General features: G+C 55.1%; 12 protein-coding genes. All 12 read left to right on the plus strand.

Annotated features, from left to right (window positions below; all coding sequences use genetic code 11):
• Nucleotides 1–162 precede the first annotated feature (162 nt).
• The 12 genes from LQR33_RS09160 to LQR33_RS09215 all read left to right on the plus strand — a co-directional run bounded on the left by LQR33_RS09160 (nucleotide 163) and on the right by LQR33_RS09215 (nucleotide 13,304).
• Nucleotides 163–447: a hypothetical protein gene (locus LQR33_RS09160; protein WP_231468587.1), complete on the plus strand. Its 285-nt coding sequence runs from the start codon at nucleotides 163–165 to the stop codon at nucleotides 445–447.
• A gap of 29 nt (nucleotides 448–476) precedes the next feature.
• Nucleotides 477–3,566 (plus strand): zincin-like metallopeptidase domain-containing protein, encoded by a 3,090-nt coding sequence (locus tag LQR33_RS09165; RefSeq protein WP_231468589.1) that lies wholly within the window; start codon nucleotides 477–479, stop codon nucleotides 3,564–3,566.
• Between the two features lie 8 nt (nucleotides 3,567–3,574).
• Entirely contained in the window at nucleotides 3,575–4,078 is a 504-nt protein-coding gene (locus tag LQR33_RS09170; RefSeq protein ID WP_231468591.1) for a hypothetical protein, read from the plus strand.
• 15 nt (nucleotides 4,079–4,093) lie between these two features.
• The gene (locus LQR33_RS09175; RefSeq protein WP_231468593.1) at nucleotides 4,094–5,137 is read left to right on the plus strand and encodes a type IV pilus twitching motility protein PilT; all 1,044 of its coding nucleotides are present in this window, start codon (nucleotides 4,094–4,096) and stop codon (nucleotides 5,135–5,137) included.
• Nucleotides 5,138–5,250: 113 nt separating this feature from the next.
• Nucleotides 5,251–5,598 (plus strand): hypothetical protein, encoded by a 348-nt coding sequence (locus LQR33_RS09180; protein ID WP_231468595.1) that lies wholly within the window; start codon nucleotides 5,251–5,253, stop codon nucleotides 5,596–5,598.
• Nucleotides 5,599–5,607: 9 nt separating this feature from the next.
• Nucleotides 5,608–7,746: a type IV secretory system conjugative DNA transfer family protein gene (locus tag LQR33_RS09185; RefSeq protein WP_231468596.1), complete on the plus strand. Its 2,139-nt coding sequence runs from the start codon at nucleotides 5,608–5,610 to the stop codon at nucleotides 7,744–7,746.
• 15 nt (nucleotides 7,747–7,761) lie between these two features.
• Nucleotides 7,762–8,301, plus strand: coding sequence for a hypothetical protein (locus tag LQR33_RS09190; protein ID WP_231468598.1), 540 nt, complete (start codon nucleotides 7,762–7,764; stop codon nucleotides 8,299–8,301).
• Complete coding sequence (locus tag LQR33_RS09195) at nucleotides 8,301–9,113, plus strand: hypothetical protein (RefSeq protein ID WP_231468600.1); 813 nt, start codon at nucleotides 8,301–8,303, stop codon at nucleotides 9,111–9,113. The genes LQR33_RS09190 and LQR33_RS09195 overlap by 1 nt, the downstream gene beginning before the upstream one ends.
• A 39-nt stretch (nucleotides 9,114–9,152) precedes the next feature.
• Entirely contained in the window at nucleotides 9,153–9,917 is a 765-nt protein-coding gene (locus LQR33_RS09200; protein ID WP_231468602.1) for a lytic transglycosylase domain-containing protein, read from the plus strand.
• Complete coding sequence (locus LQR33_RS09205; protein ID WP_231468604.1) at nucleotides 9,914–10,354, plus strand: hypothetical protein; 441 nt, start codon at nucleotides 9,914–9,916, stop codon at nucleotides 10,352–10,354. The genes LQR33_RS09200 and LQR33_RS09205 overlap by 4 nt, the downstream gene beginning before the upstream one ends.
• Before the next feature lie 28 nt (nucleotides 10,355–10,382).
• Complete coding sequence (locus LQR33_RS09210) at nucleotides 10,383–12,491, plus strand: EAL domain-containing protein (protein WP_231468606.1); 2,109 nt, start codon at nucleotides 10,383–10,385, stop codon at nucleotides 12,489–12,491.
• 171 nt (nucleotides 12,492–12,662) lie between these two features.
• The gene (locus LQR33_RS09215; protein ID WP_231468608.1) at nucleotides 12,663–13,304 is read left to right on the plus strand and encodes a restriction endonuclease; all 642 of its coding nucleotides are present in this window, start codon (nucleotides 12,663–12,665) and stop codon (nucleotides 13,302–13,304) included.
• The last annotated feature ends 70 nt before the right edge of the window (nucleotides 13,305–13,374 follow it).

Raw genomic sequence — 13,374 nt, forward strand, 5'->3', positions numbered from 1 at the left:
GGGACTTCCTTCCAACAGTGCTGGAATGTGGATTTGGAACCATTGCAATGCGCTAGGTTGCGAACAATGGCCACAGGAATCTGCGCCGCACTCTTTAAATTAAACATATATGTTATTATTTTGTGATTCATATCTAATTTTCACTGGTGAAAAGGATTTGCCATGGCGGGAGAGATGCTTTCCTACGAAGTTTTCCACTCGGAGCAGGGCATTTTTATCGCGGTTCCCGAGAACAGCGGCGTGTTCGCGGCCGACACCATCGTATACGACGGCAGGAATCGCTCGTTGGCGCTGGAAAATGACGGAGAGCCGCTGGCTATCCGTATGGCTAAATTGCCTAGCGCGGCCGTACCGCTGCTGCAGGGCGCGAGCGAACTAACCTTCGCCGAATTCGCCATCGGCGGTGTGGTGAGAGCGGATATTCGCCCACTTAGGTTGATTGGATAACCAGATATCCGCAATTGGGAGAGTAGAGCATGGCTGTTTCCAATCAGCGCGACTATCGCGCAGAACTCACCGCGCAGATTATTGATCTGCTGCAAAAAAACAAAGCCCCCTGGGTAAAACCCTGGAATGGGAATGCCCCGGCCCCCACGTTGCCGTTCAATCCGGTCACTGCCGGCGGACGCAGTTATCGCGGCATAAACGCACTGTGGCTGCAGATCAAGATGATGACTGAAGGCTGGGAAGACCCCCGCTTCGTAACATTCAACCAAGCTGTCGATAGCGGCTGGAAAGTCATCGATTCCAAAGGTACTCAGCTTCAGTTCTGGGAGCTAACCGAAGAGCAAGTGCAGACTAATGCCGATGGGAAGTTGGTCAAAGTGAAGGTTCCGCTCAAAGAGCCGCGGTCCCACATTTTTACCGTCTTCAATGCAGCCCAGATCGAAGGCATGCCGGCCTTGAAGCTACCAGAGCGCAACTGGCAGCCTATCGAGATGGCTGAGGCGATCTTGGCCAGGTCCAAGGTGTCTATCATCCACGATCAGGCCGATCGCGCGTTTTACCATATGGCGGCGGATGAAATTCACCTCCCCCCGCAAACGTCGTTTGCAGACGCGACACGCTACTATGCAGTGGCCTTACATGAACTTGGTCACGCTACAGGTCATCCGTCCCGACTGAATCGGGAATTCGGGGACTCTTTCAAGAGCCCTACTTATGCTCGGGAAGAGCTACGAGCCGAGCTTGCCAGCTTCTTCCTTTCGTTCAACCTTGGAATCCCACATGAGCCTGGCCAGCATGCTGCGTATACCGGCTCCTGGATACAAGCGCTCCAGGAGGACCAGAACGAGATATTCCGAGCCGCCAGAGATGCTGAGCAGATATGCAACCACATCATGTCGATGGCGAACGAGATCCAACTTGAGCGAGAACAACCCAAGCTGCAACGGCAGGCAGTAGCGCCATTTACCACGACATTGCAACAGCGCCCGGAGGAGATTGAGGTTGAACGGATCAGTGCCACAGGGAAGACTGACCGCCAGGGTGTCTATCGCTCAAAGGTCTCCTTCCGATTGAATGGTAAACCCGCCACGCTCGAGCTGGCCGAGGCGAAAGGACAACCTCAGCCTGTTTCGCACTATATTCAGATCAGCGCCGACGGCAAGAGCGCTGAAGGCTCATTGTTCCACAATGGATCGGTTGATCTTAGTGAAGCAGACGACTTCACGGCCATCGATTCCCCAGCTCGAAGGCAAGAACGGAGACAGTTCAAGCAGGTTGCGGAAACGGTCCTGCAGCTTCGGGATGGGCAAAAGGCCTCGATCAGCGTCGAGGTCAGCCAGGCAAAGAACCCTGTCGCTAGCGCTTTTAAAGGGGTGCTGGCAGGTCTTCGCCAAGTCCGATCCCTATCGGAGTTACAGACGTATTGCGTCAGCGTCGACGAAGGCTTTCTGAATCGCCAACTGGTGATGGATGACAATGACTGGGTGGTTTTTACCCAGGCCGTGGCCGCCAAGACCGCCCAACTCGACCGAGGCAACACCCAAACCAACCGTGCCACAGCACCAGCCCCCGCAGCGCCCCCCTCTGAAAAACGAAGCAATGAGCCCGCAGAGCGTGAACTTGGCCGAACGTTCCTTGCTGTGCCCTTTGATGAAATCAAACGTGCCAAAGCCCTGGGCGCACGCTGGGATAAAGATCAAAAGGTATGGTACCTGCCACCTGGCAAAGATGTTGGGGCTCTCAAACAATGGATAGTTGATAACTCTACGCTTATAGCGGCCGGCATTAATCCAGCAGATGTGCTGATCGCATTTGAAAACGAGATGCGGAGCTACGGTCTGGTTGTGAGAGAGAGCCCGATAAACGATGGCAAATGGCACTATGTGCCAACAGAGACTTCTCGCGGCAACGCCAAAAATGGTGGGTATGTTCTTAACATGGCAGGCATCCCTAGCGGGTATATCAAGAACTTCAAAAATGGAGTCGAGGGACCGTGGCGTTATGACGGAGTCCAGCTGACCCCGGAACAGATGGCTGCATTGGAGGCTCAATCCCGTGAGCAGGCATTGCTGCGAGATCGAGAGGTTGCCGCCCAGCAGTCACAGATCGCTGACGCATGCGAAGTGGCGTTTAATCAGCTGAAATCCACCGGGGTTCATGACTACATGGACCGGAAAGATGTGGGAGCCTATGGGGTTCGCTTTGCCTCCGGCAAAGAGGTGGACATTGGCAAGCTGTTGAACCTTGAGCATTTCCGCCGTAGTGACGAAGACTGGTTCATCATCCCGGGCCAGGACGTGAACGGCAAAATCTGGACCCTGCAGGCGATCTCCAGCAACAAAAATACGCCAAAGCTGTTTGTACGCGACGCCAGAAAGAAAGGCGCATTCCACCTGGTTGGCGCAAACAATATGTCCGAGTTATCGAAGGCGGTCGCGATCTTGTTTGCTGAAGGATATGCCACTGGTGCGAGTCTCCATGAAGCGACTGGCCTGCCGGTCGTGATCGGCTTCGACTCGGGCAATCTGGCCGAGGTAGCCAAGTCTGTTTGCAAGGTACTTCCAGCCAATCAACCCAAGCTTTTCTGCGCCGACAACGACCAATTCTTTGTAGATAAAGTGATCCAGCGCTTGGGGGAGGTTGCCGGGTTCGATCCTACCGACCCGAGCAAAGTCAAGGTCGCCACCAGCCTGACAGCAACCCGTGACATCAGCCTGCAAGGGCTCAAGGCAGATGGTCAATGGCATGAACACACGCTTGGCCGTTACCGGTTGGAAATGGAGATCAAGACGGATGTAGTGGTCGAGGTGCGCGCTGAACTGCAAAAGCGAGGTAACGACGGTCGATACGAACGCTCGACCCGACTGTCTTCGCATAACACTGGCCTCCGGGCCGCGGCCGACGCAGCCAAACTGGTCGGCGGCATGATGACGGCACCAGATTTTGCTTCACTTGATGGCCAACCGACCGATTTCAACGATCTAGCAGTACGGGAAGGACCGGCCCGTGTCCGACAAACTGTTGGCAACAGCCTTGGGCTGGGCTTCGCCCGCCTTAGCACGCAAGCGCCGGTTGCGCCGCAAACTATGGCTCGCCGCGAACTGGCACGTACTCGATAGGAGCACACATGAAACAAGAAAGTATGAATAATATAGCGATAAAACATATTCAGTCGGTACTCAGCGCTTCCGACGTGATGATCCACACTGCCGGCCGCAGCCACCTGGCAGATCGAAGCAGTCTGTGCTTCATCGCGGACCAAGCGCTGAAGCTGCAGCGGCCAGGCTTTATGGTCGACGGGGCAGGGGAGAAGTATCGCATTGAGGGAGGCCTGTTGAGTGACGAGCTCGACGATCTTTTCCGCACTACAGCGGGTCACCAGGCCGAGCACGAACTACGTTTGGCTGTGCATGCCTGGATCAGCGGTCAACCTGTTTCTCTGCATGATGGTTTTTCTGCGGCGGTACGCAAAAATCTGCAAATGCCGGTGAGTGTGGGAACTTTGACCAAAATTGCCGACGCGCTGTGCCAGGGTCAAGTGTTTGATTTTGCCCAGGCGGGTGGGGCACGTCCATTGTCTGCAACGCAGGCAGCGAGCATGCCTCCCGCGGCGCGCGGCGTCAGCCGCTAACCTGGAGACAAGGACATGGAACTGAACGATCTCTTCGAGCTGTGCGTGCAGGAACGCGCGTCGGATATTCATCTGTCTGCGGGATACCCGCCGATGCTGCGTCAGCATGGCGAGATTCGATACCTCGGCATGGAGGAGTTGCTTGATAAACACCTGGCGGCAATGCTAGAGGGGTGCATGTCCCCAACACAGCAGAAGAGCTACGAACGTTCGCAGGAGTGCGATTTCGCTCTAGAGACGAACCACGGCCGGTTCCGCGCGAATACATTCTTTCAACAACGCGGTAAAGCTGCGGTGTTTCGTCATATCCCAAACCAAGTACCTACATTGGAAGAGCTCAAAGCGCCGGCAGTGTTGCGGCAGATCGCAGAGTATCCGCGTGGACTGGTGCTGGTCACCGGCCCGGCCGGTGCAGGCAAATCCACGACGTGCGCAGCAATGCTGGATTGGATCAACGAAACCCGCGCAGGGCACATCCTCACGATTGAAGACCCGATCGAGTTCATTCACCCCAGGAAAAAATGCATCGTCAATCAACGCGAACTGGGAGCACAGACCTCGAGCTTCGCACGAGCGTTGAAAAGCGCGCTACGCGAAGACCCCAACGTGATCATGATTGGGGAGTTGCGCGATCTAGAGACGATCAGATTGGCATTGACAGCTGCAGAGACGGGGCACTTGGTGTTCGGTACGTTACACACCAGTGGCGCGGCCAAGGCCGTGGACCGCATCATCGATGTGTTCCCTGCGGGTGAAAAAGAATTGGTGCGCTCAATGTTGGCTGGCAGTCTTCGCGCCATCGTGTCACAGATCCTGCCGCGGAACAAACAAGGGAATGGGCGCGTTGCGGCTCACGAGATTCTGGTAGGCACCTCTGCTGTGCGCAACCTGATTCGCGAGAACAAGCTTCAGCAGATGGCCGGTCTTTTGCAGACCGGAAAGGAATTCGGTATGCAGACGCTGGATCAATCCTTGCAGGAGCTGGTTTGCTGCGGCGTGGTGTCCTTGCAGACGGCCAGAACCTTTGCGGATGATCCGACTAAGCTTGCCGGCGGCTGAGGCGACTATTCACTGCAAGTTTTCACCAGTGAAAACAGGAAGCATGGCATTCACTTTTCAATGAATGACTATGTTAATATGCAATATATATTGTTTTATTATTGGAAGTGCCTATGTGCCCTAGCGAAATGTCTCAACGTCAGTTGGCTAGCTTTTCACCAACTATCGGAAATCATCCGTTCATACCCAATGAGGCGGTCAACGTGGAAGCGTGGCGTACTGCGCAGCACCAATTGTTCAACACGCGCAGCGAGTTGCTTGACCTGCTGATACTCATGGTGCAGGTCGAGGACGATGCTGGCTTAGGTAGTCTGGTAATGGACTTGGAGCGTTTCGTGTCCCGGCATGCAGGGCGCAACCCGGTACTGATTCCAAAGATGGAGAACATCGTAAAAACCTTCCTATCGTCACCGGGCAACGCCGGCGTGCTGGCGGATATGCTCCCGCTCGGCCACGCCTGACAGGAGAGCATGATGGCGAAAAAGCCCAAGCTGCAAACCTTCGAAAACAAGCGAACGCCCCTTCAGAACAGCCTGATCGGGCTTTTTGTGTTCTTGCTATGCATGACAATTGCCTCCTCGGTCGCCACTCAGTTTTTTGCGGCCAAGACCGCCTATTCGCCGTACCTGGGCGATGCAGTGTATTCCGGGCATGGCTGGAAAGCTTACATCCCGTACGAATGGATGGCCTGGGGCTGGACATTCAGCGGCCGCCCGGCGGCACACTCGCTGGTCACCCAGATGCAGGTCATCGCCCTCCTGGGCGCGATGGTATCGGTCATCATCGGCTTGGCCACCACTTTCTTCCTTTTCCGCGAAGAGAAGGGCATGGAGGCACTGCACGGTTCGGCCCACTGGGCGACCACCGACGAGATCGATGCAACGGGTACGCTCGGCTCTTCGACGCGCGCAGTCGATGGGGTCTACATCGGTTCGGTCATGTTTGACGAGCAAGGGCAGTCCATCACCCCAGCCAACCTGCCACCGTACGAAATGCGCTACATCCCCCGCATGCTCGGCGCGGAACAGGTACGCGACAAGGAAGGCCGACCTCTGTGGGACCCCAACCCAGCCACCATCAAAGCAATGGAGTATCTGCGTGACGATGGCAACACCCACATTCTGGTTTTTGCTCCGACGCGGTCCGGTAAAGGCCGCGGCCTGATTATCCCAACTCTATTCGCGTGGCGACATAGCGTGGTCGTGAACGATATTAAGGGGGAGAACTGGCAACTGACTTCCAGCATGCGCCAGGCGGCCGGGCAGACCGTCTTGCGCTTTGAACCGACTTGCATCAATGGAACTGGCGCATGCTGGAACCCTCTCGACGAAATCCGCAAATTTACCCTGCATGATGTCTCGGACTCACAGAACATCATGCTGATGATGGTAGATCCAGAAGGGAAAGGTATCTCCGATGATCATTGGGCCTCGCGCGCATGGGAACTTCTTACCGCGCTGGCGTTGCACATGATCTATTTCGAGCGCGATGCGTCGTTGACCGGAATGGCGAACTATCTGAGCGATCCCAAGTTCAACCCGTCCGAGCAGATGTACCTGCGCATGAAAACGTCCGTGCACGACCCGGAAGGGCGGATGGGCTGGGTTGACTCATCAGGGGAACCGACGCTAACCCATCCGGTGGTCGCCAATGCCGCCCAAGCCATGCTGAACACGCCGGAAGAGGAACGCGGCTCAGTGCTGTCCACGGCCAAGCGCGCCTTGGGCTTGTTTCTGGATCCAATCGTCGCGATGAACACGAGCAAGAGCAACTTTCTGGTCAAAGATCTCATGAACATGGATCAGCCAGTCAGCTGTTACTACGTGACTCCGCCGAGCGACAAAGATCGCCTGCAGCCGCTCACGCGCCTGTTCTTCTCGATGGTCGTTCGGCGCAACGCTTCCGAAATGGAAGCCGAAGGCGGTCGCATGAAGGGCACCTTCAAGCACCGGCTGCTGATGCTGATCGACGAATTCCCGGCCATGCGCAAGATGGACGTGATCCAAGACGGGCTGGCATACGTTGCCGGTTACGGCATCAAGATGATGCTGATCTGCCAAGATCTGAAGCAACTTACCGAACACTATGGTCAATATGAAACCGTAGTCGCGGGCTGCCATGTCCGCATCGCCTATGCTCCATCGGATGAAATGACGGCCAAGCGCCTGGAAGAAATGTCGGGTATCACCACAATCACCGAGCAGCAGCAGTCTAGTTCGGCCAACCGTATGGGCATGTCAGGTGGCAACGTTTCTATTTCCCGCCACAAGACGCAACGCCCGCTGATGACGCAGCAGGAGTTCCTCACCATGTCCTACGAGGACATGGTGATTTTTATCGTCGGTTCGCAGCCAATCTACGGTCGCAAGATCAAGTACGACGAAATCGAGCAGTTCAACAAGTGGTCTAAACTGCCGGCTCCAATCAAAAGTGGAGCAACACGTATTCCCCAGAAGGAGAAGCCGGCACAGATCAAGGTGGAAGGCACCATTAGACCGGTCGACCCTGACACCAGAGTCACCCTTTCTGCAGAAGAGGCTCAGCTAGTGCAGCGCATGCTGATCTCTGAATTCGCCCTCAAAGAGGTGCGAGAAATCAAGGCGTTTTGAATGAGGAGTGGAGTAATGTTTGCCGATACCAAACGAGCGGTTATTGAGGACCGCAAAGTCTTTTTCGAAGAGATGATCCGCGTGCTCAACGATGAGCCGACTGAGATCGATTTCATATTGGGACAACAGACCCTGTTCGTGCCCGCCTGCCAGGAGAAGCGCATTATCGACGCCGACCGTGGCAATCTGTTGATCTACTTCTACCCTGTGCACAACGAAATTACTTACCAACTCGCATGGTCGGTCTACCAGATCGGTGAGATGTTGAAGATTGGGTTGCTAGTCCAGAACAGTCAATTGGGTGAGCTGCTCAACGATCGCTATAACCAGTTTGATGGGATCTGGGACGGCACCTACGTGCGTAAGTCTGAGCGCGGCGCAATGATGATGTTCGAGTGGTCGTTTACAACGCCAAACCTGTACAGCAACTGGGCGGTTGCCGAGACCTACGTGCGCGGCCTGCGTCATGCACATTTCCGTGTGCTGAAGTTGCTCAGCGAAGCGGTGAGCAAGGCCCATGGCGCAATCCAGGCTGCAGTGGGCGGGGCTCGATAATGGGGGAGCGTGCAGTTCAAGATTTTCTCACCCGTGTCGCCGGTTGCGGCACCAGCGATATCTCCCGACGCTGGGATCTGATCCCTCAGTACCCAGATGTAACTTATCCAGAACAGATCCTGTTGCGCGAGATCGAACTGTTCCTCGAACAGCGGCCTGACGGTGTGAAACTTGTCTCGCAAGGTATTTTTGTTCGTGCAGACAATTCGATGGCCCCATACATCTTCTATCTGCTGGCCAGCGGAGCCTACGAGCATGGCGATATTCACTTGGTGCGTAAGCACGTGCGCGCCGGCGACGCAGCGCTGGTGCTTGGTGGCGGCATTGGCGTCATCGCGGCGGCGATTGCCGACAAGACACATCGCCCGGTCACCGTGGTGGATGCCAACCCAGCGTTAGCCAGCAAGGTCGCGTGCACGGCAAAGCTCAACGGCGTTGAGCTGGACTTTATTCATGGGGCTATCGCGCCCGATCTCGGCAAATCTGGCCAGGCCGAATTCTGGATATCCGAAGAGTTCTGGGCTTCAAGCCTGTCGATCAAGACCTATAAGGCACAACAGTCGATCCAGGTTCCTCTGTTAGATTTCGAGCAAATTGCAGCCGAATTTGATACATTATTTATTGATATTGAATCGGCTGAAATGGCTCTGTTTAGCCAATGCCAGGTTCCTCCATCCATCACACAGTTGTTCGTGGAGATCCATCGACCCAACCTTGGGGAGATGTCTACGGCGCAGACGATGAATGCGATCTTCCATCAGGGTTTCAGCCTGGTTGATATGCACGGCATGACGTCTGTGTGGCAACGATAGTCTGTTTTCACTGGTGAAAACCAGACAAAGGAATTATTGATGAAACTGTTAATTCCCGGGTTATTCTGCAGTTTTTTGGCTTTGCCGGCACTCGCTGATGAGGCCATGCTTTCGCTAATCAAACAATGTGCTCCCAGTGTCGGGTGGAGCACAATGTCCGCGATTGTGAACGTAGAGTCAAATGGCCATATGTATGCGATGGCGGATGCCGGACCGAAGCATCTTCCCTGGAGTGTACGCAAGAGTATGGTGCGGTCGTTCTTCTTTTCCAGTAAAGAAGAGACGGCCTCATTTGCACGCGGTTTGATCGCTCAGGGTCATACGGTTAGTCTAGGGCTGACGCAAATCAACGATCGCAACTTGCCGAGGCTGGGACTCAGCATCGAACAGGTATTAGATCCGTGCACCAATGTTTCAACCGGGGCCAAGATCCTGACCGAATTCTACGACAAGGCCGTCAGACAGTACGGTCGTAGCGAAAAAGCACTGCAAGCGGCCATTTCGGCCTACAACTCCGGAAACTTTGTGCGCGGCTTCGAGAACGGTTATGTAAACCGCGTGATCGCGGCCGCCGGCGTAATTCCCTCCCTGAAGAGCGGTCCACAGCCGCGCCGAGGGCGCGGTGCAAACCCTGCCGCAGGCCCCGTGCTGGCAATCTGGACGCAATCGGCGCGTGTCGAGGAACGCCGGCAGTCGCGCCAGGCGCTACTAAAAGCAGCGAGGGAATCTCCGTTGGCCGAAGTTAAAGTCACGTTCGAAGATCCTACTAACGATAAAACCGATAAGCCCCGGGATAGCCTATGAATCTCGATATAAGAAGCAAAAAAGAGTCGGCTCTGTATGGCGTGATGCGCCGCCTTGGCCAGTCTCTCTCCTACGCCGACCGCGTCATCGCCTCGTTCAAATCGGAATCTGTCTTCAACGATCGCGTAGAGGGCGTGCTGTTCACACATGATGCTCGTGTACCGACGGTGTTCGACAAAAAGTGGGTGGCCACACTGGAGGGTCTTCCGCCGGTCGGCCACCGCGCAATGGTCAAGATCACGGCCAGGCCGTTTCTGGATGGAAATGGACAATTACATTTTTTAGTAAACAATTTTGAAATCCTCCCCGATCGCGCCCCTTTTAGCAGGTCACCAGGTGCAGACGGGACAACCACAGGAGGGGGGCATGTAGAACCGGTCAAGACTGGACTTAACAGAACAGGGGAACCCCCCTGCGTCATTTTTCAACTGGGGTGAGTCAATGAGACTTACTGAAGGAGTAAACATGCAAGATACCATTGCGGTGCTGGTAATTGACTCGCATCCCGAAGTAACCGAGTCCCTCCAGTCTCTGCTGGTTACCGAAGGCCTGCGCGTCGATACCAGCAACAGTGGAGCGGAAGCCCTCGGAATGTTTGAAACGTGGAAACACGACATTGTGTTGATGGACTACAGCATCCAAGGGATGGATAGCTCGCGCATCGCCAACCGGATCCAAGCGCTCTCTGGCAGCCGTTGGACACCGATCATCTTCCTCACGGATTCGAACAGCTACGAGGCCTCTGAAGCCGCCGTAAAGGCACTGGAGATCGGTGGTGTGGACATTCTGACCCGGCCGACACAAAACGAGTTGCTGCTCACCAAGGTTCGGAACTGCGTGGACATGGTGGCAATGCGTAATGCCTACACGTCCGGCGAGTTACAATTCAAGGCAATCCTGGATCATTCGCTGGATGCCATCTTGGTCACAGATGACACTGGCACCATCCTGCAGTTCAACGCCCAGTCCAAGGAGGTCTTTGGCTGGAAACCTGAGGAGGTCATCGGCCAACCGATGACCCAGTTTATGCCTGTGGAGATGGTCAACCTCCATGCAGAAGCATTCAGTGGCAAATCCTTGCCGGCCATGTGGCATACGCGCCAAGTCAAGGCGGTTCGCAAGAACGGCGAGGTTTTCCCTATGGAAGTGCGGCTGGGCATGATCGAGCTTCCCAAGCGTCGACTCTTCACCGCGGCGATGCGCGACATCACCGAACTCGAGCGCCGTAACGCCGAGATATCTCAGCTCGCGCACTATGACAGTTTGACAGGGCTTCCCAACCGCAATTTGCTGCAGGACCGCTTACGCCTACTGATCTCGATGAGCACACGCTACAACAAGCTGTTCGGCCTGCTGTTCATCGACCTTGACCACTTTAAAGAGATAAATGACACACACGGACACAATATCGGGGATCAGGTGCTGCAAGAGATCGCCAACCGACTGTTGAATTGTGTGCGGGACTCTGACACGATCGCCCGTTTGGGCGGTGATGAATTCGTCGCCTTGCTCTACGATCTGCGCTGCGCCGATGACGCGCGTATCGTCGCCGAGCGGATCCGGGATGCATGCCGTAAGCCGGTAGAACTGGCCAGCGGAACTTTCCGTGTGGCATCCAGCATTGGCCTCGCCCTTTATCCGGATGACGGCCGCGATGCAGAGACGCTGATGAAGCACGCCGACGTGGCGATGTATCACGCCAAAGAAACAGGCCGGGATCGCTATTCGTTCTACAGCCACGAGATTAACAAAGTGGCCCAGCAGAAGCTGCTGATCGAGCAGGGACTGCAGCGCGCGTTGCAGACCGATGGCTTTGTACTACATTACCAGCCGCAAATAGACCTTACCACCCAGAAGACCATTGGCGCAGAGGCCTTACTACGCTGGGAGCACAACGGCGGGATCGTCCCGCCTGGGATGTTTATTCCTGTGGCCGAAGAGACTGGCCTTATCGTACAGATCGGCGAATGGGTGTTACGCGAGGCCTGCCGCGAGGGTAAACGCTGGCTCGACATGGGCCTTGGCCCGGAAGGAAAGGGACTAAGCGTCGGCGTGAACTTGTCGGCACGGCAGTTCAACCTCAGTCTGCCAAGCATGGTGTTCGGCATCCTGAGTGAAACGGGCTTGCCGGCGCATCTGCTGAATCTCGAGATCACCGAATCGTTCCTGATGCAGGACATAGACCAGGCCGCACAGATCCTCGCAGAGCTGGCCAATGCCGGCATCCAGATCTCGGTGGACGACTTCGGCACCGGTTATTCCTGCCTAGCCTATCTCAAACGCTTGCCGGTACACACGATCAAGGTCGACCGCAGCTTTGTGAAGGACATCCTGCGAGATCAGAACGATCGCACCATCGTGGAAACCATCGTCGCCTTGGCCAAAAACCTGGGCCACCAGACCCTGGCGGAGGGTGTCGAAGAACATGAACAGATCGGCATGCTGGTCGCGCTCGGCTGCGACAGCTGCCAAGGCTATTTCTTCTCTCGGCCTGTGCCGGCGGAAGAGTTCGTCAACCAGTTTGCCCTGCCCATCATCTCTAGCACCACACAGCGTAAAAACGTTGCAGCATAATACATACAAGGATTAATAATGTAATTTGAAAATTCGATGAAATTTCACCGTAAACCGGTTATTGATCGCAACGAACTGGAGTCGGTCAGAGCAGTCGCTTGCGCTGCGCTGTTTTGATTTCTGCGGTGGTCCCGATTATCGGGACCACCATTGACTTTCACTGGAGAAAATATGAAGCGGCGTAATCGTCGAAGCCTTTACCACTACCTGGTCGAATCACCCTGGTGGGTCAGTGTGAGCATCGCCTTTGGCGGTGCTTGTTTTTTTGGGGTGATAGCCAAGCATCTGCATGTCCCTGGGTACCGTATCAATGCAATTTCGCAAGCATTCGACCGAGCCCTACATGCATCAGGATTGCTTAACCTGATCGGTCTAGGTGTTGTTTTATTTGCTGTACTCTGCGCCCTGCAGGCATACCGTCGACAACGCCAGCGTGCTTTGCTCTTCGATCGGAATAGAAACCTATGGAAAATTAAAAACCTTAGCTGGCAGCAGTTCGAACTACTCATCGGCGAAGCTTATCGCCGGCAGGGCTACACCGTTTGCGAGACCGGCCAGGGCGGAGCCGATGGTGGGGTAGACCTTATCCTTCACAAAGATAAAGAGATGATTTTAGTTCAGTGCAAGCAATGGCAAACCACCAGTGTCGGCGCAAAAATCGTACGCGAGATGTTCGGCCTAATGCATGCTCACCGAGCCAGCAGCGTGAAGATCATCAGCACGGGACGATTCACCAAACAGGCAACTGCATTCGCCCATGACAAACCAATTGAACTAATCGGGGGAGAGCAACTGGTGTCCCTCCTCAACTAAAGCAAATAAGAAAACTGAATAATCACGACCCACAAAAAAACAGCGCCAACGGCGCTGTTTTGTCTTTCGT

The sequence above is a fragment of the Chromobacterium piscinae genome (genome assembly GCF_021129175.1).
Taxonomy (GTDB): domain Bacteria; phylum Pseudomonadota; class Gammaproteobacteria; order Burkholderiales; family Chromobacteriaceae; genus Chromobacterium; species Chromobacterium piscinae.